Annotated in this window: 16 protein-coding genes and 2 riboswitches; of the genes, 8 read left to right on the top strand and 8 right to left on the bottom strand. The window is 44.1% G+C overall.

Translation table 11 applies throughout. The annotated features are described in order from the left end of the window. Nucleotides 1-43: 43 nt before the first annotated feature. From sppA to IOD06_RS06425, 3 genes are all read left to right on the top strand, one after another. On the top strand, nucleotides 44-1,099 hold the full coding sequence (gene sppA, locus IOD06_RS06435; RefSeq protein ID WP_194620040.1) for a signal peptide peptidase SppA: 1,056 nt from the start codon (nucleotides 44-46) through the stop codon (nucleotides 1,097-1,099). Between the two features lie 243 nt (nucleotides 1,100-1,342). Next, nucleotides 1,343-2,233: an alpha/beta fold hydrolase gene (locus IOD06_RS06430; RefSeq protein WP_194620038.1), complete on the top strand. Its 891-nt coding sequence runs from the start codon at nucleotides 1,343-1,345 to the stop codon at nucleotides 2,231-2,233. A gap of 91 nt (nucleotides 2,234-2,324) precedes the next feature. Next, nucleotides 2,325-3,116, top strand: a complete 792-nt coding sequence (locus IOD06_RS06425; RefSeq protein ID WP_227669939.1) for a CPBP family intramembrane glutamic endopeptidase — start codon at nucleotides 2,325-2,327, stop codon at nucleotides 3,114-3,116. A gap of 213 nt (nucleotides 3,117-3,329) precedes the next feature. Here IOD06_RS06425 and dusA read toward each other — a convergent pair whose 3' ends face one another. From dusA to IOD06_RS06410, 3 genes are all read right to left on the bottom strand, one after another. After that, nucleotides 3,330-4,301, bottom strand: a complete 972-nt coding sequence (gene dusA, locus IOD06_RS06420) for a tRNA dihydrouridine(20/20a) synthase DusA (RefSeq protein WP_194620036.1) — start codon at nucleotides 4,299-4,301, stop codon at nucleotides 3,330-3,332. A 108-nt stretch (nucleotides 4,302-4,409) separates the two neighbouring features. After that, on the bottom strand, nucleotides 4,410-5,714 hold the full coding sequence (locus IOD06_RS06415) for an MFS transporter (RefSeq protein ID WP_194620034.1): 1,305 nt from the start codon (nucleotides 5,712-5,714) through the stop codon (nucleotides 4,410-4,412). A gap of 236 nt (nucleotides 5,715-5,950) precedes the next feature. Next, nucleotides 5,951-7,594 (bottom strand): phospholipase D family protein, encoded by a 1,644-nt coding sequence (locus IOD06_RS06410; protein ID WP_194620032.1) that lies wholly within the window; start codon nucleotides 7,592-7,594, stop codon nucleotides 5,951-5,953. Nucleotides 7,595-8,285: 691 nt separating this feature from the next. Between IOD06_RS06410 and IOD06_RS06405 the strand changes: the two genes are divergently transcribed. From IOD06_RS06405 to IOD06_RS06390, 4 genes are all read left to right on the top strand, one after another. Continuing rightward, entirely contained in the window at nucleotides 8,286-9,560 is a 1,275-nt protein-coding gene (locus tag IOD06_RS06405) for an O-succinylhomoserine sulfhydrylase (RefSeq protein ID WP_194620030.1), read from the top strand. Nucleotides 9,561-9,669: 109 nt separating this feature from the next. Continuing rightward, nucleotides 9,670-9,999: a YbaB/EbfC family nucleoid-associated protein gene (locus IOD06_RS06400; protein WP_189584573.1), complete on the top strand. Its 330-nt coding sequence runs from the start codon at nucleotides 9,670-9,672 to the stop codon at nucleotides 9,997-9,999. Nucleotides 10,000-10,116: 117 nt separating this feature from the next. Beyond that, nucleotides 10,117-10,710 (top strand): recombination mediator RecR, encoded by a 594-nt coding sequence (gene recR / locus IOD06_RS06395; RefSeq protein ID WP_010199654.1) that lies wholly within the window; start codon nucleotides 10,117-10,119, stop codon nucleotides 10,708-10,710. Between the two features lie 151 nt (nucleotides 10,711-10,861). Next, the gene (locus IOD06_RS06390) at nucleotides 10,862-12,187 is read left to right on the top strand and encodes a ribonuclease D (protein WP_194620028.1); all 1,326 of its coding nucleotides are present in this window, start codon (nucleotides 10,862-10,864) and stop codon (nucleotides 12,185-12,187) included. Here IOD06_RS06390 and IOD06_RS06385 read toward each other — a convergent pair. The 5 genes from IOD06_RS06385 to gcvT all read right to left on the bottom strand — a co-directional run bounded on the left by IOD06_RS06385 (nucleotide 12,177) and on the right by gcvT (nucleotide 18,842). Beyond that, nucleotides 12,177-12,866, bottom strand: coding sequence for a triacylglycerol lipase (locus IOD06_RS06385; protein WP_194620021.1), 690 nt, complete (start codon nucleotides 12,864-12,866; stop codon nucleotides 12,177-12,179). The two genes, IOD06_RS06390 and IOD06_RS06385, sit on opposite strands and share 11 nt — an antisense overlap. Before the next feature lie 220 nt (nucleotides 12,867-13,086). Beyond that, on the bottom strand, nucleotides 13,087-15,984 hold the full coding sequence (gcvP, locus tag IOD06_RS06380) for an aminomethyl-transferring glycine dehydrogenase (RefSeq protein WP_194620019.1): 2,898 nt from the start codon (nucleotides 15,982-15,984) through the stop codon (nucleotides 13,087-13,089). A gap of 62 nt (nucleotides 15,985-16,046) precedes the next feature. Then, nucleotides 16,047-16,805, bottom strand: a complete 759-nt coding sequence (locus IOD06_RS06375; protein WP_189584601.1) for a nitroreductase family protein — start codon at nucleotides 16,803-16,805, stop codon at nucleotides 16,047-16,049. A 414-nt stretch (nucleotides 16,806-17,219) separates the two neighbouring features. After that, nucleotides 17,220-17,600 (bottom strand): glycine cleavage system protein GcvH, encoded by a 381-nt coding sequence (gene gcvH, locus IOD06_RS06370; protein ID WP_010199661.1) that lies wholly within the window; start codon nucleotides 17,598-17,600, stop codon nucleotides 17,220-17,222. Between the two features lie 69 nt (nucleotides 17,601-17,669). Beyond that, a complete protein-coding gene (gcvT, locus tag IOD06_RS06365; protein WP_194620017.1) occupies nucleotides 17,670-18,842 on the bottom strand; it encodes a glycine cleavage system aminomethyltransferase GcvT in 1,173 nt (390 codons plus the stop codon). A 168-nt stretch (nucleotides 18,843-19,010) separates the two neighbouring features. Next, nucleotides 19,011-19,169: riboswitch (glycine riboswitch) on the bottom strand. A 54-nt stretch (nucleotides 19,170-19,223) separates the two neighbouring features. Continuing rightward, nucleotides 19,224-19,395: riboswitch (glycine riboswitch) on the bottom strand. Nucleotides 19,396-19,632: 237 nt separating this feature from the next. Here gcvT and IOD06_RS06360 point away from each other — a divergent pair. Next, nucleotides 19,633-19,953 (top strand): YcgL domain-containing protein, encoded by a 321-nt coding sequence (locus tag IOD06_RS06360; RefSeq protein ID WP_010199666.1) that lies wholly within the window; start codon nucleotides 19,633-19,635, stop codon nucleotides 19,951-19,953. Nucleotides 19,954-20,280: the final 327 nt, after the last annotated feature.

Below are 20,280 nucleotides of genomic sequence, written 5' to 3'. Positions count from 1 at the left end.
ATCTCTTTTATCGTTTTAGACTGTTTCTGACTTAGGAAGTTATATGCCCAACTGGCCACCAGACCCTAACAAACGTTCTGACAATTCGGCAAATCAGCCAACACAGATGCCACAGTCAAGCCAGCCAAGCGGACAAGAATGGCGCCTGATTGAAAACACCTTATTGGCTAGTGTGGTTGAGCAGCGCCGCGCTCGTCGCTGGAGTATTTTCTTTAAATTATTGACCTTTGGTTATATCTTATTGATATTTTTGACCCTCGGTCGTGGGTGTAGTAGTTCGCCAACGGGTATGGATGCAGTTGATACTAGCGCACCGCATTTGGCCGTGGTTGAGCTGCAAGGCGTCATCAGTAATGACGATGTTGCCAATGCTTATGATGTCAATGAAGCTTTGAGAGATGCTTTTGCGAATAGTAATTCCAAAGCGGTGGCATTAGATATCAACTCACCTGGTGGCTCACCTGTACAGTCTGATGAAATCTGGCAGACTATGATGGATTTGCGCAAAGAGTACCCAGATAAAAAGCTTTATGCTGTTATCGGTGATATTGGTGCTTCAGGTGCTTATTACATCGCTTCTGCGGCAGATGAGATTTATGTCAATCCATCAAGTTTGGTTGGCTCTATCGGTGTCATTATGCCAAGCTACAATGTCAAAGGTTTGATGGACAAGGTCGGTGTAGAAGATCGTACTATTACGGCTGGTGAGTACAAAGACATTTTAAGCTTGTCGCGCCCATTGACTGATTATGAAGAAAATCATGTCGAAAAAGTATTGGCCAATACGCATAAGCATTTCATTAATGCTGTAAAAGAAGGTCGCGGTGACCGCTTGAAAAACCCTGAGCAAAACAAACTGTTCTCAGGATTATTTTGGACAGGCGAGCAGTCTATTGAGCTAGGTTTGGCAGACAAGACAGGTAGTATCACAAGCCTGAGTAAGCAACTAGATCTTGATACTGTGATTAGCTATAGCCCAACTGATCCGTTCCAAATGTTTATGGATCGTTTTGCCGTGCAACTGGGTGCAGGCATTGGCTCTAGCGTTAGTGTTGATGGTTTTTTACCACAAGAAGAAGGTAACGTAAAGATGCGTTAAGCGTTTAATGTTTTAGATATACTGTGTATGATTGTTGAGGCTGGGCATATAATTATGCTCAGCCTCAATTGTATGTAATGCTAAATAAATATCTTATTTAAGACTAAATCTTTAAGACTAAGTCGTTATCAATGTCGCGATAGCTATCAATTTTGCTATATTGGTGATATTTAGCTTAAGAATGCTATAAGGTTCAATCATTAAAAATAATATATAACATAAACCATCCCACGAGAGCCTGTTATGAGAGATGAAATAAATTTGCAGACCTTTGCAGCGCTACCTGTCTCCAAAAAAACCAATAAGCCCGTTATACATTTTGCCCATGCCAATGGGATGCCAAGTGCCGTTTATCAGCCGTTTTTTGAGCATTTAGCAGAGTTTTTTACCATTGAATATATCCCGATGTTAGGCAATACGCCTGATTATCCAGTGGATGATCATTGGCGTCGACTGACTCAACAGATTATCGACAGTGTAAAAAGCACCTGTGAGAAGCATGGCATCTCGCAAGTCGTGGCTGTTGGGCACTCGCTGGGTGCTATGTGTACGTTACAGGCGCTGTACCGTGCGCCTCAGCATTTTGCTCAGGCGGTATTAATGGATCCGCCTTGGATTTATGGCAAAGTCAGTTTTTTGTGGCATTTGGCAAAGACAGCAGACAGATTGCCTCTTATGAATAATCGTTTGATGGACAAGCTGTCACCAGCTGGCGTGTCTAAGCATCGCCGCGATGTGTGGGACAGCCGAGCCGACGCGTATGAAAAAATGCGGCATAAAGGTTTTTTTAAAAACTTTGATGAGCGTAGTTTTCAAGGATATATCGAGCACGGTTTACATGAGCGTGCGGATGGCAAGGTAACATTGGCGATTCCGAAAGCAAGCGAAGTGGCGGTCTTTCGAACCAATCCATCATGGTATTGGCTGACCCCAAACCGTGCGCCTAAGCGACCAGTCACTCTTATTATTGGTGAAGAGAGTTTGTTTTTGAAACGCCGCTTCCCGCAGCAAATCAAATCCCGACTCAATATTCCTTATGCAACCCATGCGGGTGGTCATATGTTCCCGCTTGAGCATCCAGAGTCTGTGTCACGGCAAGTATTGGATTTAATCAAGCAACAACTCCCAACATGAGTGATGCTCGCTACTTATTTAATGGCTTATATGAATAACTATATGAAGCTGTCAGGAGCATTGCTCGTTTATTTTTTTGAGTCACCGCCTTATGCCAAACCAACCTAGTGCTACTAATGACCCGTCTATAAATGCGCCCGAGCGTTTGCCGTTATTTTCACGCTTCGGTGCATTTTCAATGACCGTAGGAATGGTCATATCGTTTTTTATCAGTCAATTGTTAGGAGTATATGTTGCAGGCAAGCTGTTATTACCAGCAGCTAAAAGCTCAAGCGTGGCTGATGTATTTTTCTTTGGCAGTAGTAATGGTACGGTCGTGAGTGTGTCGATCATGATTGGCGGTATCTTGCTAGTCGCCCTCATCGTTATGCTGATTCAATTAAGAGGTGGTAATTGGCAACAGTATCTAGCGCTCAAACCGTTTTCGGTAACGGTGGGTGTCGGTATGCTGGGCTTGCTACTGATATTTATGATTGGCAGTCAGGCATTGACTTACTGGCTCGATAAATCACCATTGGTATTTGTAGATCCGCTGTATCAGTCAGTCAGCTCAGTGTGGCTACTGGTGTTTGCGATGGTGATCGTTGCGCCATTATACGAAGAGCTGGTCTTTCGCGGCATAGTATGGTCGGCCATTGCTGAGCAATTCGTTGCCTCACCAAGTCAAAAACAGCGTGGGGCGATCATTGCCAGTATTATCACCAGTTTGATATTTGCGGTGATTCACTTGCAATATGGCGTTTACGAAATCAGCACTATCGTGGTGCTGGCATTGATATTTTGCTACGCACGTGTAAAGTCTGGCTCGCTGTTACTACCAATGCTGCTCCATATTGTGAATAATGGCGCAGCGATGTGGCAGTATTTAGCGCAAACAGCTTAGGGCATGTGCTCAATTCAATCGATGGTCATCTAAATGGGTTAAAAATGGCTAAATCTTGCCAAACGGTGTCAAATAGCTGACTAATATCTCGATATTATCTGCACTATTTTCCTTGTTTGACGGCAACTTATCTCATTTTTATCGCCATTTTTAAAATAAGGACACGGCCTAATCAAAATCTGTTTAATCAAGCGTCTATTTAATCAAAGAAAGCTACGCATCAGGGTTTAACGCCAAGACTTCAGACGCTGCTTGCTTAATATCATCTATGGTCAGCTTGGGTTTGCCGCTCAGTGATTGACGCCATTTTCGAGCACCTGTCAGCCCTTGAAACAATCCTAAATAATGACGCGTCATCGTGGGTAGTGCTTCGCCTTTGTCGACTTTTTCTTCTAGATAAGGATAAAGCTGCGTCAAAATGTCTGAGCGCTTAGGTGCTGGCTCACCCCATAAGCTGTTGGCTTCTGCCAGTAGATAAGGGTTGTGATAAAACGCGCGGCCAATCATCACACCGTCTATATGCTGTAAGTGCGCTTGAATATCTGCAACTGTCTCAATACCACCGTTTATCTCGATATCGAGTTGTGGAAAGTCTTGTTTGAGACGATACACATCCTCATAGCGCAGTGGCGGAATGTCGCGATTTTGCTTGGGACTAAGACCTTGTAGCCATGCAGTACGGGCATGAACGATAAAACGGCTACAACCTGCAGCAGCGACTTTCTGCACAAAATCTGCCATAAACTCATAACTGTCAAAATCATCGATACCAATACGGTGTTTAACTGTCACTGGGATATCGACAGCCGCTTGCATATGTTTGACTAAGTCAGCGACAGTGTTTGGCTCGGCCATGAGACAAGCGCCAATTTTGTTATGCTGTACCCGATCTGACGGGCAACCAACATTGATATTGACTTCATCATAGCCATGCTGCTGAGCAAATTCAGCACATTGGGTCATCTCACCAATATCTGCACCGCCAAGTTGCAGGACAAGTGGGTGCTCAAGTGTATCAAAGCGCAAATGCCGAGCCCGATTGCCATGTATGAGCGCACCAGTACTGATCATTTCGGTATATAGATACGTATGCGGATTAAACAGCCGTGCAAAATAACGGTAGTCGGTGGTTGTCCAATCAATCATTGGGGCAACGGACAGTCGCTTATTGGTCATATCAACCATGGGTATTAAGCCTTAATATTTGTGTCTTAAATAAATGGATAAGGTGCAATGGATGAGACATACCATTGCACCTTAGTTTCAATTTTGATGTGGATATTGGTCAGCTATTTACGAGATCACATGGTCAATTTTTTTGTATTCAGGCAGATTATAAAAGTAAAGCCCCATGATAATACCAATAAAGCCGATAAAGGTAATGTACAGTGCTGGTGAGAAGCTTATTAGCGTAGTGGCATAGCCTAGACCGAAAGGTACTAGCACACCCACGATACCGTAGGTAATATTATAGCAAAAAGCCATTCCTGTGAGGCGCACATTGGTCGGAAACAATTGCACAAGGATGGCAGGTACCATACCGACGATGCCAGCGCAGAAGCCCAACAGTGCATACATGATTAATATGTAATCACCACCTGCCTGCAAATGGTAAAAGAAGGCCAGCATTTGAGCAATGAGTAGAACAGAACCAATAACTAAAATTTTACCAAAGTTCTCATGGTTAGACACCATGCCATAAAATATGCAGCCAAAAATCATAAATATGATGCCCAAACTATGAGAAAACCCAAATAGGTCACTATCTAAAACAAAGTTTATCTCTATTAAGTCTGGTAGCAGTAGAATGATAACAGAGGTAATGCTAGAAATGACCAATGTCAGTACCATGCCGACAAATATAGAATGCTTACAGTGTTTAAAGAGTATGGTAAATGGTTCGCTCACGCTAGTACCAATTTTTGACTTGTCCAGTGCAAGGAAAAACGGTGTCTCTCCAACGAGTCGCCATACCAATAATGGCAAAAAGCTTAATACAGCGGCAACTAAGAATGGCAAACGCCATCCATAATCAGTCAACTGATCCGTCGTCATAAAGGTAGAGAGCCACATAAAGAATGCATTTGAAAATAGCACACCTACTAAAAAGCTGGCAGTGACATAGCTACAGGCTACTGATAAATATTGCCGTGGTACATGCTCTGCCACAAAAACCCAGGCCAAGGGGACATAAAGGCCATATGCCATACCCTGTATAAGCCTTAGGAAAATAAATAAAGCGGGCGCAATCCATCCCCACTGTGCATAATTGGGCAGAAACGCCATCGCCAATAAACTTGCAGCGGTTACTATCAGGCTTAGCAACAATATGGGCTTTCGACCTTTTATATCGCCGTATCGACCAAAGAGGATACCACCAATTGGACGTGCCAAATAACCAACAGCAAAAAGCCCCAGCCCTTGTAGTTTAGCAACTTGAGGGTTGGTGTTCGCAGGAAAAAATGCAGCCGAGATGATATCTGCCATGTACAAATAAATCAAAAAATCAAAAAACACTACAGCGCTGGTAAAGCTAATAAACAGCACTACATTTTTGTCTCTAGCAGACATTAACGCATATTGAGAACGAGACGGCATAATAGATCACGCATCCACAGAGTAAAGTGGTCATTAAGACGGTCATCGTTTGGATAACCGCTCATCATAAAAACCGGCAAATCAACGTAGATAGATAATGATTTGCCGAAACAGTAGGTTTGGGTATTTTGTGTTAGTAATTTTGGTTGCAGGGGTTTGATTTAACAGAAGCTAAATCCGAAACCCTGAACTTTTGAGTGTCAATTAAGGGTCAGTGAGTAAAAGGTCTTACGTCTTTATAGCAGCCAGTCGATTGGTAACCATGACATGATGGTGAGCCAAATGTGATCACTCATATCAACGCGTGGCTCTGAATTATAAATCACTTTTTTACCATCTTCCATGGTATGCCATTGCAAAGCGCCGATCTCTAGCAACTTGACTTCATAAGCTTGATTTAACAAATCATCGCTGAGTGCACCGTGCAGCTGGCTTGCCAGTTCCTCATCGTTAATAATGACACCCATTTCGGTATTGATATTGGCAGAGCGCGGATCGACATTGTATGAGCCAATAAAGACTTGATAGTCATCCACGGCAAAAGTTTTTGCATGTAAGCTGGTCGATGATTGACTACGTGCTCGCCACAGTTTGTTTTCACGTTCTTCTTCAGCAGCCGTTGATTTTAGCTCGTATATTTTGACGCCTGAGCGAAGCAAGTTGGGTCGCCATTGACTATAGCCAGAGTGAACGGCAGTGACGTCCGTCGCATCAAATGAGTTGGTCAAAATTTTAATATCAACACCAGATTTGGCCAGCTTGACCAAGGTATCGACACCATCTTTAGTCGGCACGAAATAAGAAGAGATGATAGTCAGCTTTTTGGTTGGGCTACCGAGCAAAGTGCGCAGCTGATGTACCAGATTGGTGTCAGTAGGAACCGTTTTGCTCAGTTTACCGACATCATCACTCAAAAACTGCATATCCGTCCAGCGAAAGGGTACCCGTTTATTGATCAGATCGCTGTCTATCGTAGAGTCTTTGATCGCCGCTTTATAGACCGTCAAACTGCTGCCTTCGTTATTGTCTTCGTCGAGACCGAGCTTATCCAATGCGGACAGAAAATCAGGTGTCACATCATCATCAAATTTTGCCAACGTTTCGATATCAAATGATAAAGGTGATGACCAGTAACTGGCAAAACTGTTGTCGATATCTGCGACGACTTTACCAATAAGTAACACATCCAAATCCGCAAATTGACTGCTTTGATCATTACTCAGGTATTCGTTACCAATATTACGACCACCAATGATGGTGATTTGCTTGTCAAAGGTCATGCTTTTATTATGCATACGCCGATTGATACGCGGCAATCCTGTGACAAAGTTCAAGGTTTGAAATTTACGATGCATCAACGGATTAATAATGCGCACCGCAATGTTTGGATGGCTGGCAAAACGTAATAAATGCTGATCGAACTTCGCGCTATTATTAAAATCATCGAGCAACAAGCGCACGATAACGCCGCGTTCAGCTGCATCCCAAAGGTCTTTCAACAGTAGTTGACCGGCTTGGTCATTATGCCAAATATAATACTGTGCATCGATGTTACGTGTGGCCATATCTGTCAAGATACTGCGCGCGGCAAAGGCATTTGCCCCAGTCACTATCGGGTGATAGCCTGACAAATCAGGGTGAATGTCATTCTGCGCACTGATAGCGGATACCAAATCGATATTACTGGTGTCAGTCGCTGCAATTTGTTTAGGCTGTTGGTTGCTTTCTTGCTGATATAAAGCATTCACTCGCGCTGACAAGGCTTGGCTTTCAGGCAAATGGGGCTGTTCGGGCAAAATCTGACATCCACTCAGTCCTAAGGTCAACCCGAGTGTTAGGCTCAGCGATAAACTGCTTGGTTCTATATTTAGCATCGACATAACTGATTAACCCTAATAAGCCTTGATTTATTGAAATTTTGCTGAGTATTTTCGTTTATTTTCAAACAATAGCGATGATTATAATGCTTATAAAAATAACACTCGAGACAAAGCGTAGGACAAAGCCTAAATGGTCGCTAAGCTTAGCAGCTGTCGTCCTATCTGCCTATTATAAATACGTTATTTTTTTAGTTTATGCGCTTGACTAATCTCGCGTTTTATTCTGATTATAGACTTGGTGGTTATATCAAGACGTATTCAAAAATAATGTTTAGTAGGGCTCTGAAACCAGATGTTTGGAATAAGTTGACATGCTATGATAACGCTGACAAATGGTATCCATAATTAGGGTCTGTTGAACATTCAAATATTAGGACTGCTGATCGCTAAAATCGCATCAAACTAGGCGTAAACCGACGATAATGTCGAGACCTTAGCTAGGTTTATAACAACGTTTGGTGCGATTTTAGCATCAGCCCTTCGGGGCGGGACTATTTTTTGCCAATACATGGCGAAATTGTCTAACCTAGAATGACTAGGCGTCAAAAATTTCACTGCGTATTGTCTAAAAAATAGCCACTGCCAGTGCCACATTTGAATGTTCAACAGACCCTAAAAACAAGCAGCCATTCTATTACTAATCGTTTTATTACCAACACATTTTACTATTAACAAAAGTAACGGAAGATTTATGAGTCAGTCGCAAACGCAGAATGAGAGCAAGGTGAGTAAGTTAGATCCAAACTGGCGTAACGACGCCCTAGATTTAGGGCTTGATTATGGCATGCAGACCATCGCTGTACGAGCAGGGCAACATCGCACGGATGAAGGTGAGCACTCAGAGGCTATCTTTACTACCAGCTCGTATGTTTATACCTCAGCGGCAGATGCCGCCGCTCATTTTAACGGAGATAAGACGGGCAACGTCTACTCGCGGCATACCAATCCGAGCGTGCGTACCTTTGAGCGTCGTTTGGCAGCGCTTGAAAATGGTGAGCGCGCTGTTGCGACAGCTTCGGGTATGGGTGCGATTTTGACCATGTGCTTGGCGTATCTAAAAGCAGGCGATCATCTGCTGGCTGCCAATCAGCTGTTTGGTTCATCCATCGGTCTATTCAATAATTATATGGCCAAGTTTGATGTTGAGGTCAGCTACGTTGATTGCTTCGACAATGACGCTTGGGCAAAAGCGGTTCAGCCGAATACCAAGGTTATTTATTGCGAAAGCCCTAGCAATCCATTGGCGCAGATTTGTGATATTGAGTATTTAAGTCAGCTGTGCAAAGCCAATGACATCTTATTGGTGGTAGATAATTGCTTTGCCACGCCAGCCTTGCAGCGTCCACTCGACTTGGGTGCTGATGTGGTGATTCATTCTGCAACCAAGTATTTGGATGGTCAGGGTCGAGTATTAGGCGGTGCCTTGGTTGGTAGCGATGCGCTCATGCAAGAAGCGTTTACCGTGGTACGCTCAGGCGGTATTAGCATGAGTCCGTTTAATGCGTGGGTGTTTACCAAAGGGCTTGAGACACTGAAATTGCGTATGCAAGCGCATTGTCAAAATGCCAATCAAGTGGCGGATTTCTTGGTCAATCACCCCAATGTCAGTACCGTGCATTTCTCAGGGTTGAGCGATCATCCGGCTCATGAACTGGCGACGCGTCAACATCATATGAAAGGTGGTTATGGTGCTATCATGGGTTTTGAAGTCAAGCCATCTGCTAGCCTTGATTCAAAAGCCGCTGCATGGCATGTGATAGACTCAACGCAAATGGTTTCTATTACTAATAATTTGGGCGATGCCAAAACCACGATTACCCATCCAGCGACGACTACCCACTTTCGCTTGACCGCTGAGGCGAGGGCAGAAGCAGGCGTCAAAGATGGTCTTATTCGTCTGTCTGTCGGTTTGGAAGATGTAGAAGATATCATTAAAGATTTGGCGCGTGGTTTAGACAGTTTGTAAAGATAACGGTATAATCACCGTTAACGCATAAAATTTACGTTATGATTTACGTTAATAAAAATTACTCATTACTATATTACTCATTACTATAAAAGACAAAGAGGCAATTATGAATATTCAAGCATTGATGCAACAAGCCCAAACGATGCAAAAGAAAGTCGAAGCAAACGTTGAAAATGCTAAAAAAGAGCTAGGCAATAAAGAAGTTCACGCAGAAGCGGGTAGTGGTCTGGTAAAAGTCACCATGACGGGTCGCCATGTGGTTAAGCGTTTGACCATTGATCCAAGTTTGCTTGAAGATGAGCCAGATATGATCGAAGACTTAATCGCTGCTGCTATCAATGATGCGGTGCGTCAAGCGGATGAGCTATACGAAGAAACCATGGCTGGCGCGACCTCAGGTATGGGTCTGCCACCAGGTATGCAAGGTATGTTTTAAGCGTTAAATACTTCATACTTAAGACAAAAATGGGGTTGTTATCGACACGATACGACCCCATTTTTATAGCTACGGTTTATAAATTAAGTTAAATTAAGTTAAATAAAGGAAGATGCTTTGCTGACAGCCAAATTTGATCAGCTGGTCAAACAGCTGCGTATTTTGCCGGGTGTGGGTCAAAAAAGTGCCCAACGTATGGCGCTGCATTTGCTTACCAAAAAGCGCCCACAAGGCATGGCACTCGCCCAAGCACTTGATGAGGCGATGCGTGATATCGTCGAATGCCAGCGTTGTCACAGCTTTAGTGATGAGGTCGTTTGTCCGCTGTGTCAAGATCCAAGGCGTGATGATGGCCTATTATGCGTGGTCGAAACGGCGGCAGATGTGATGGCTATCGAGCAAACGGCAGGTTATCGTGGACGCTACTTTGTTTTAGGTGGTCACTTATCACCGATTGATGGGATTAGTGCCGACGACTTAAACATCGATCAGCTAGTATGGCGGGTTAAGCAAGAGCCTGTTGAAGAGCTGATATTGGCAACGGGTACAACTGTCGAAGGGCAGACCACCGCACACTTTATCAGCGAAGCGGTCAGTCGTCATGTCAATAAAGTCACACGTTTGGCGCAAGGCGTACCGATGGGTGGCGAGCTGGAATACCTTGATAGTATGACCCTTGGACAAGCGATGCAAAATCGTTCATTCCTATAGCAATTTTATAAGTTCTCTATAAAACCCAAATCTTGCCCATTTTATTTTATGAACTTGTTATAATTGCTTAATTGCCACTATTTTTCTCGTTTTTTTTTATTAAAACGCAGTTTGGCGTTTTCTTTCCCCCTATTTATGCAGGTATCTGCCCGTGTCTAACCATGTTCCAACCGCTTCAAGCGCTGCCACCCAATCAAACCTTGCAGACAACGCTGCTGCTATTGACGATTCATCAAAGCAATCAGTTAATACTGAAATAGCGTCAGCAGCTGTGCCGCCTGAACCAAATATCGATGCATTATTGGATATTGCGGATGAAGTTGCCATCACGTGGGTGCGTGAGCAAGATGGTTTGGCTGAAGTTATCGATGCATTGGCGATTTGCGGACGAGTGGCATTAGATACCGAGTTTATCAAGCGCGATACTTATTACCCGCGCTTGGCACTGGTACAGCTAAATACAGGCAATCACATCTATTTACTAGATGCCCCACAGTTGCAACTGGGTGATTTTTGGCAAGCGCTCAGTGAAGTTGACGTGGCGATTTGGCATGCTTGTGGTGAAGATTTAGGGATTTTTTATCTATTGTCTGGTTGCCCACCGTTGACCAATATTTTTGATACGCAAATTGCGTTGTCTTATTTGACGGGACAGTTGCAAATGGGCTATCAGCAGGCGCTTGATGACCAGTTAGATATGCATATCGATAAAGAACAAAGCCAATCAGATTGGCTACAGCGTCCGCTCTCAGATGAGCAAGAGCAATATGCGATTGATGATGTACGCTTCTTGCCAGCGCTTTACTTGAGCCTCGAATACGAGCTAAAAAAGCAAGGACTGTTTGAATATGTATGGGCGGATTGCCAGCTTTATGCCAGCGATTTGTACGATGCCCAGCATGTTGAAGACGAAGCGATGTACTTAACGATGGCTGATTATCGCTATAACTCGCAGCAAATGGCTATACTCAAAGGAGTGGCTACGTGGCGAGAAGAGCTAGCGCGTTCGACCAATCAGCCGCGTACTTTTGTGATTAAAAAACAAGCCGTACGTGAGATTATCACTGAAAAACCAAGTAATATGCGAGAGCTTGCGCACAAAACCACGATGCACCGTAGCATGTTGCGACTGCATGGCGAAGAGTTGCTTAAAGTAATAAAAGAGGCAAAAAACCTGCATCCTGCTGAATATCCAGACTGTCTATTGCCGCCGTATCGCTCAAAAAATAAAGTGCTGTCAAAAGCCGTGCAACAAGCGATTGATGAGCAAGCAGAAGCTATTGGTGTACCTGCTAATGTATTGATGCGCAAAAAATGGCTAGGGCAGCTGTATGAAGTGATTGCGTTTGATAAAAACCTAAGCGAGCTACCAGAAGGCTTAAAAGGCTGGCGCAATGAGTGGGTGACGCAGACTTTGATACCAGTGATTAACAAGCATAAAACCGAGTTGCAGCAGGGTATGGGTATCAATGTTTAAGTTTTTTATGCTCAAACTGTCCATGTTGTAAAAAATATATAACTTGTGTGGTGACACCTTTATCGACCAGCATCCCAGTATGCGAAACTGGTAAAACAATATGATCAGTGGCTGCCTCTATTTTAGTTTCTTCTATATATACTGTGCCATCGTGTAGCAGATGTTTTGCTGATGGCATATTGTCTGCTTTACGCAGTTTACGGTTATGATACTGTAAAAAAAGCTGCCCCAATCCATACGGACGATTTCCCGCAATCACGCCCAAGGTAATATGTGCTGGTAATGGTGGGACTGTTCCATCTAAAGCATCGACATATGAGCGTCCTACTACAGCGGGGCTTAAGCGCCAGATATAATCTGCACAAACACTTCCTACATGCGGTGTCCCAAGCGTCACGCAGCGTCCAATCTGCCACTTGGGGTACTGAGTGACGAAATCACGAATAATCAAACCACCCAAACTATGACCGACCAAATCTACCGGCTGATCAGGTTGATGATGATTTTCTAGCCAAGTATTGAGGCCTGCGCTATTGGTTTTGATGCCATCACGCATACTGCGGTAGCTATATTGATGGGTATCGAAGCCTGCTGCTTGCAGGCGCTTTGCCAATGGTCGCATGATCCAAGCGGTTTGATGCAGACCATGAATCAGAATAACGCGGTTTTTTTGTTGCATAGTAAGATCCAAATCATTGCTTCAAAAATTTACGGCTTCAAAGATTTAAGATAAATATTTTCTTATCGGTATAAGCCTTTATTTATCGCTTATCCATTAATAATGTTACCTGTTAATTTGATAGATAAAAAGTAAGCAAAATAAAAACCTCCAAATCAGCTACTGACTTGGAGGTTTGTTTTTCTATAAAAAGCTACTTATGATTTATCGAAGACTTCGATTACAGATAGTTTTCGATACTTGGGCACGAACACATCAGATTCTTATCACCATAAGCATCATCGATACGAGCGACGCTTGGCCAGAATTTATGAGCGCGTACATAAGGCAATGGGAATGCGGCAACATCACGGCTGTATGGATGCGTCCACTCGCTGCTGGTGATCATAGAAGCGGTGTGCGGTGCATTGACTAGAGGATTGTCTTCTAACGTCCAATTGTCTTCGCCTGCTTTGGCTTTCATCGCTTCGGCTTTGATAGATTTTAGCGCACTGATAAAACGATCTAACTCTTCTTTTGACTCAGACTCAGTTGGCTCAATCATCAACGTACCTGAAACTGGGAAGCTCATGGTTGGTGAATGGAAACCATAATCCATTAAGCGCTTGGCAATATCGCTTTCGCTGATACCTGTTTCATCCTTTAATGGACGAATATCGATGATACATTCGTGTGCCACGCGGCCGTTTTTACCAGCGTATAAGACAGGATAATGACCTTTTAGCTCGGCTGCTACGTAGTTGGCATTTAACAGCGCCAGTTCAGTGGCTTTAAGCAAACCATCACGGCCCATCATGGCAATATACATCCACGAGATCGGCAAGATGCTGGCTGAGCCATAAGGCGCTGCCGATACAGCTGAACAGTCTTTTTGCGCATTATGCACAGGGCTTAAGGTATGGTTGGCCATAAATGGTGCTAAATGTGCCTTCATACCGATAGGACCCATGCCAGGACCGCCGCCGCCATGTGGGATACAGAAGGTTTTGTGCAAGTTCATGTGTAATACATCTGCACCAACATCCGCAGGCTGCATCATGCCGACCTGCGCATTCATATTCGCGCCATCCATATAGACTTGGCCGCCATGCTTATGAATCAAGTCACAAATATGACGGATGCCTTCTTCGAACACACCATGCGTCGACGGGTAGGTGATCATCAAGGCACCTAGGTGCTCGCTATGCTCTTCACATTTAGCGGTCAAATCTTCGATGTCGACGTTACCGTTTTCATCGGTTTTAACCACGACGACTTTCATACCCATCATCATGGCAGTCGCAGGGTTGGTACCATGCGCTGACATTGGAATGAGACAAACATCACGATTGGTCTCGCCCAATGATTCATGATAGCGGCGAATCGCTAGTAGACCCGCATATTCACCTGAAGCGCCAGAGTTTGGCTGCATCGATACATCGTCAAAACCAGTGATGGCTTTAAGTTGATCTTGCAGACTGTCAATCATCGCAATGTAGCCGGTGACTTGATCGCGCGGTGCAAAAGGATGCACATTGGCAAATTCAGGCCACGTAATTGGTATCATCTCACTGGTTGCATTGAGTTTCATGGTACAGCTACCCAATGAAATCATACTGCGGTTCATCGCTAAATCTTTGTCTTCAAGCGACTTTAAGTAGCGCAGCATCTCATGCTCGGTATGATGCGAGTTAAATACTGGATGGGTTAAGATGTCGTCGGTACGCAAATGCGCGCTATCAAGTGACAGGCTAGCAGTCTCAGGCAAGTCATGCGATTTACTAACGAACAGCTGGGTTAATACGGTAAAGTCATGCTGGTCGCTGATTTCACTAAAAGCGACACCCAGTTTGTTATCATCTAGACGCCATAAGTTATAACCAACATTGTCTGCATTTGCAAAAATTTGCATCGCCAGTTTTTCTGAACCGCAATCGACAACGACGGTATCAAAGAACTGATCATGTACTACACTTAGACTGCTATCGTTGGCTTCTGTAATGACATTAGCAAACGCTGTGGCAAAAGCATGGATACGAGTGGCAATACGTTTTACGCCACCTGGACCATGATAAACCGCATACATCCCAGCGAGGTTGGCCAGCAATACTTGTGACGTACAGATGTTTGAGTTGGCTTTTTCGCGGCGGATATGCTGCTCGCGGGTTTGTAATGCCATACGTAGGGCGGTATTACCTTGCGAATCTTTTGAGACACCAATGATACGACCAGGTGCTGAGCGTTTGGCTTTATCAGAGAATGCAAAGTAGGCGGCATGAGGACCACCAAAGCCCATTGGAATACCAAAGCGCTGGGTGCTACCCAAAGCGACGTCTGCGCCCATATCCGCTGGTGACTTTAATAGCACTAAGCTCATGATGTCGCTGACGACGCTCACGTACGTTTTGTTTTTCTTAACCGCAGCGATAACGTCAGTTAAGTCTTTGACATCGCCTTCAACACCGACGTATTGGAATAGCGCACCGAAATAATCACCAGATTTGGCGGTTTCAAAATCACCAACAACGATTTCCCAACCAAAGTATTTTGCGCGAGTATTGATAACGTCTAACGTTTGTGGATAGACACGATCATCAACAAAAAACTGCGTTGATTTGCTTTTGCTCACCCGCTTAGACATCGCCATGGCTTCTGCGGCTGCCGTTGCTTCGTCAAGTAACGACGCACCAGCCATTTCTAGACCCGTTAAATCGATACAAACTTGTTGGAAGTTAAGCAGAGCTTCTAGACGACCTTGGGCGATTTCAGCTTGGTAAGGCGTATAAGCCGTATACCAACCTGGATTTTCAAGGACATTACGCTGAATGACCGCAGGCATACGCACAGGCGAATAGCCTTGGCCGATGTAGCTTTTATTAACGGTGATATTATCTGCCATGGCGCGCAATTTAGCCAACGCTGCATGCTCACTCATTGCCAATGGCAAGTCTAAGTCTTTGTGCAAGCGTACGGGCTCAGGCACCGTATCATTGATAAAACTCGCCATGTCTTTATAACCAATTTTTCTGAGTAAATCAGCTTGTTTGGTCTCATTTGAGCCTAAATGACGATAGACAAATTCAGCTTCGTTGAATAAACCTTGAAAGGTATCAAACGTCGGGTTTTGAGAAATAGTCATGACAATCCTTGGTTAAGGGAGTAATAAAAGGGTTTATTTAAATAGAGTAATATGGCGATGCATTAAACGTAATGTACAAATTGCTTTTGATCAAAGCGGAACTGGCTGTTGTAAATGCCATTGTCAGCACGCTCGCCAGCACCAATCATCATGATAATGTGCTGATCATTGCTTAAGCCTAACAAGCGCTTCATGGCAGGCTCATCGAAGCCGCCCATCGGACAGCTATCAAAGCCGTGCGCGCGTAGTGCCAACATGAGGTTTTCGGCAGCAAGTGCGGTATTGTTGGTCGCCCAGTTTTTGGTGTCTTCAAAAGTATAGTAAGGCGATTTAATAGGCCCTTTTACCCGTCTGACGACTTGAGTTGCGCTCCATTTAGCCGCTGATACTACGTTGGCAGGTCCACGTAAAAAGTCCATGGCAACGACTTTGGTATAGTAGTCTTTAACTTTCTTCGGTACTGGTGTCTCAGGATACTCACGTAAGATCTGCTGAGCGTGGTCGTGCCAAATGTCAGTACGGGCGACAACTGCGATCAAGCGCGCTGCTGTTTTTGCTGCGTTTTGATTCATGCAGTTTTTGACGGTACGTTTGCGTTTATCAGCATTGTCAATCACATAAAATTCCCACGGCTGTAGATTGCTTGAGTTCGGCGCTAGCATGGCCAAACGCAGACAATCTGCTAACACATCGTCAGGTATCGGCGTGTCAGTAAAACGACGGACTGAACGACGTGACTCGACCACCTCACGGAACGCTTGCAACTGCGGTGTGTGTTCGGGTGTGGCAATGTTGTCGTTGTTATCAGAGTTGGAAGTCATATTAGGATCCATGCTGGGGATTAAGTGATTAATTTGCTTATTACCGATGGCAGATTTTTTATAGACCAAGTGAAATAGATAAGGCAAATACATTAACGAGCGTATGGGGTAATAACATTGAGTAACGATCTTTCATGGCAGTATGCGTATTTAGCACAATTGCTGAATATTTTGAAATGATAAGTGCGTCTAAAATAAAGCGTACAGATACCAGTTAGCACCAGTATCTGTCATGTTTTCACGTCATATGACTATCGAATATAAGTGACTATCGAATATAAGTGACTATCGAATATAAGTGACTATCGAATATAAATGACTATCGAATATAAATGACTATCGAATATAAATGACTATCGAATATAAATGACTATCGAATATAAGCTAAATATTGATTACAAAAGAAAGCTTGGACTATAGATCGTTTTCGTACTCATCAGCCGTCATTAGTGCTTCGTAGTCAGCGATGTTGTCAGGCTTCATTCTAAAGAACCAACCTTCGCCATATGGGTCAGAGTTGATGATTTCTGGATCTTCTTCTAGCGCTTCGTTAATCTCAACCACTTCACCTGAGATCGGGGCATAAACGTCAGAGGCAGCTTTTACCGACTCAACGACTGAGATTTCGTCATCAACAGCGATGATGTCACCCACGTCAGGCAGTTCAACAAACACCACGTCACCAAGCAAGTCTTGAGCATGGTCTGTGATACCGACAGTGATTGTACCGTCGTCTTCTAGACGTAGCCATTCGTGGCTGGCAATGTATTTTAGTTCTGCTGGGATATTACTCATGGTCTCTCTCCTAAGTGATAGAGGATGGTTAACAAAAAAAGTGAAAGCTAATAATAGAGTTTATAATGCCTATGAGTCAAACTGCTGCTTGCCATTACGGACAAACGGTAACTTGAGAACGCGTACATCAACGAACTTGCCTTTGCCGCGTAGATCGACCTGTACGTTATCATCGTCTGATACGCTGGCAGGAACACGGGCAATCGCAATCGAGTTTTTTAGACTAGGGGAGAATGTACCACTGGTGATAATGCCAGTCTGCTCATTGTCTGAGCCTTGATTGATGGTGACCGTCATGCCTTCACGTAACACACCGCGCGTTGTCAATAGGAGACCCACTTGCTTCATGGCTGTATTGTCGTCTTTTGACTGCTGGCGTTTGCTAACCAACGCTGCACGACCAACGAAGTCGCGCTCATCTTTTAGCGCGAGCGTCCAGCCCATATTACATTCGTAAGGGCTAATGGTTTCGTCCATATCGTGACCATAGAGGTTCATGCCCGCTTCCATACGCAAGGTATCACGAGCGCCAAGACCCGCTGGTTTTACACCGTTGGCTTTTAATAGCTCAAAGAACGCTGGTGCATCATCACCATGCATAATCACTTCGACACCGTCCTCACCAGTGTAACCAGTACGAGCGACGAACCAATCAGCGCCTTCGATATCAGTCAAGTCAGCACCGACGAAAGGTTTGAGTTCGGCTAACGTTTCTGCCCAGCTTGGTTTGGCTTGTGCCAGTTTTTCGACCGCATGTGGCCCTTGAACTGCCAACATAGCAAGCTCTGGACGCTCAGTGATGGTGATGTCAAAGCCTTCTGCGACTTTATTGAACTGCGCCATATCTTTATCGCGAGTGGCGGCGTTTGAGACGATACGATATTCGGTTTCATCTGCATTCATAAGATAAACGATCAAATCATCGATAACGCTGCCTTGCTCGTTTAGCATGCCAGAATACAGCGCTTTGCCAGCAGTCTTGAGTTTATTGACATCATTAGCGAGCAGTTTTTGTAACCATGCCTTAGTGTCAGCGCCTTTAATATCTGCGACAACCATATGTGAGACATCAAACATACCAGCGTCAGTACGTACCGCTTCGTGCTCTTCGATTTGTGAACCATAATGAATCGGCAATTCCCAACCAGAAAAATCCACTAACTTGCCTTCACTATCAACGTGAGACTGGTAAAGGGGCGTGCGTTTAGGGGCTGAGGTATTGGTGTTTTGAGAGTCGGTCATAACAAATCCTTATGTGTACATTAGTCATACTCGGTAGAGTAATGAGCGATGCGCAGTATCATAGTAGCGAGAAGCAACGTTGCAGGATGCAAGCATTGCAGCCAAGGGTAGCACAGAAAAAAAAGATAAAGCCGCCAGCCAAACAGACGCTGAACGTCAGTTTAAGCAAAAGCCCTATCTGTCCTGTAACCTGAGATTTTCAACACGAACCATCACTGTTAGTTTCTAAAGCATAAGCTTCAAAAAATCAAATCAAATGATGTCGCATTTTCTCCCCTTCGGTGGGTAAGACGTCGTCCGTCTTTACCGCTCTCCAGATTTGTTATGCCCTATGTTCGGATGTGCTACGCGATTGACGGTAGACAGCGAAACAGTCGTGACATGCGTTTTTCAGTCCTTTTACCTGAGCGATTGGCAGGGTGGATGCGCCTTCGGTGGTCGTGTAGCAATTATATACGTCGTATGACCAATGCGGTTTGATACGATATTTTTTATGTTATAACCATATATTATAGTATAACTATGCTCACAAACTCTCTCCTGAAAAACGCTTTTATTATGAAAGGTTCAGGGCGCTTTTACAAGTCATCAACGCCATTAAAATGGATAATTTCGGCAAAAGTGCCTGTTTGTGAGGATAATCAGGCACATCCGCGATAAACCGAGTACCTTTATTGCTATTTTATCGTCTCAGTCTTAGAGCGGTTGCTTATATCAAAACGTAAAGCAACTACTGAAATTTGGCTAAATTATGCTAACCTACGCCTATAGTTTCTGACAGGTGGTTTTTATGCATTGTGATATTTATAAATTTTCTAAACATGACGGCATGTATGTCTATATTGCCCGCCCTGATTATCCTGATGACACTGACGAGATTAAGGACTGGCTGGGTGTGCTACCAAAAGACTTCCGCGCAAGCTTAGGTCGCAGTAAATTTGTGATGCATCTGGATTTGGCAACCACGCCAACGCTTGCACGTGTCGATAAAGAAGAGGTACTCGCAAAATTACAGTCGCAAGGGTATTTTGTACAAATGCCACCGCAAGACGTTATGCGCCGCCAAGCGGAATTACGTGCGCGCGAGGCACAAGACAACATTTACGATTGATACGTTTCTTTGAAAAATTTTCTTGATAGCTATCTCTTTGATATGTTGAATAAAAGCCACTAAGAAAAAGTTTACGACACATTTGCGCTCATGCATTTTGATAGAAAGTCATGATAAACTAGCAGGCTATCAATGAGTGATGAATGGCAAGGTGAGTAGTTTTGTCTCCAAGGCTTCTTTCGATAACGTATACGATATTCTCGTGAATAAAACAGCATATACTATAGTCAGAGCATTTTTAAACCGCTACGGTGTTACCTGTCCTAGATGTACTCAGTGTACTATTTGCGGTCGGTCGCCTTGTAGCGATTCTAAAATTACTTGACT

The organism is Psychrobacter sp. N25K4-3-2, assembly GCF_015351755.1.
GTDB lineage: Bacteria > Pseudomonadota > Gammaproteobacteria > Pseudomonadales > Moraxellaceae > Psychrobacter > Psychrobacter glaciei.
Note: the sequence above shows the minus strand (reverse complement) of the source record. Positions and strands in the feature narration are given on the sequence as shown.

What these genes read in the sequence shown, in the direction of transcription:
- IOD06_RS06375 (WP_189584601.1), bottom strand. Translation starts at nt 16,805, where the DNA reads ATGACTTCCAACTCTGATAACAACGACAACATTGCCACACCCGAACAC.
- IOD06_RS06400 (WP_189584573.1), top strand. Translation starts at nt 9,670, where the DNA reads ATGAATATTCAAGCATTGATGCAACAAGCCCAAACGATGCAAAAGAAA.
- IOD06_RS06430 (WP_194620038.1), top strand. Translation starts at nt 1,343, where the DNA reads ATGAGAGATGAAATAAATTTGCAGACCTTTGCAGCGCTACCTGTCTCC.
- dusA (WP_194620036.1), bottom strand. Translation starts at nt 4,301, where the DNA reads ATGGTTGATATGACCAATAAGCGACTGTCCGTTGCCCCAATGATTGAT.
- IOD06_RS06385 (WP_194620021.1), bottom strand. Translation starts at nt 12,866, where the DNA reads ATGCAACAAAAAAACCGCGTTATTCTGATTCATGGTCTGCATCAAACC.
- IOD06_RS06415 (WP_194620034.1), bottom strand. Translation starts at nt 5,714, where the DNA reads ATGCCGTCTCGTTCTCAATATGCGTTAATGTCTGCTAGAGACAAAAAT.
- gcvH (WP_010199661.1), bottom strand. Translation starts at nt 17,600, where the DNA reads ATGAGTAATATCCCAGCAGAACTAAAATACATTGCCAGCCACGAATGG.
- gcvT (WP_194620017.1), bottom strand. Translation starts at nt 18,842, where the DNA reads ATGACCGACTCTCAAAACACCAATACCTCAGCCCCTAAACGCACGCCC.
- IOD06_RS06360 (WP_010199666.1), top strand. Translation starts at nt 19,633, where the DNA reads ATGCATTGTGATATTTATAAATTTTCTAAACATGACGGCATGTATGTC.
- IOD06_RS06405 (WP_194620030.1), top strand. Translation starts at nt 8,286, where the DNA reads ATGAGTCAGTCGCAAACGCAGAATGAGAGCAAGGTGAGTAAGTTAGAT.
- IOD06_RS06425 (WP_227669939.1), top strand. Translation starts at nt 2,325, where the DNA reads ATGCCAAACCAACCTAGTGCTACTAATGACCCGTCTATAAATGCGCCC.
- gcvP (WP_194620019.1), bottom strand. Translation starts at nt 15,984, where the DNA reads ATGACTATTTCTCAAAACCCGACGTTTGATACCTTTCAAGGTTTATTC.
- sppA (WP_194620040.1), top strand. Translation starts at nt 44, where the DNA reads ATGCCCAACTGGCCACCAGACCCTAACAAACGTTCTGACAATTCGGCA.
- IOD06_RS06410 (WP_194620032.1), bottom strand. Translation starts at nt 7,594, where the DNA reads ATGTCGATGCTAAATATAGAACCAAGCAGTTTATCGCTGAGCCTAACA.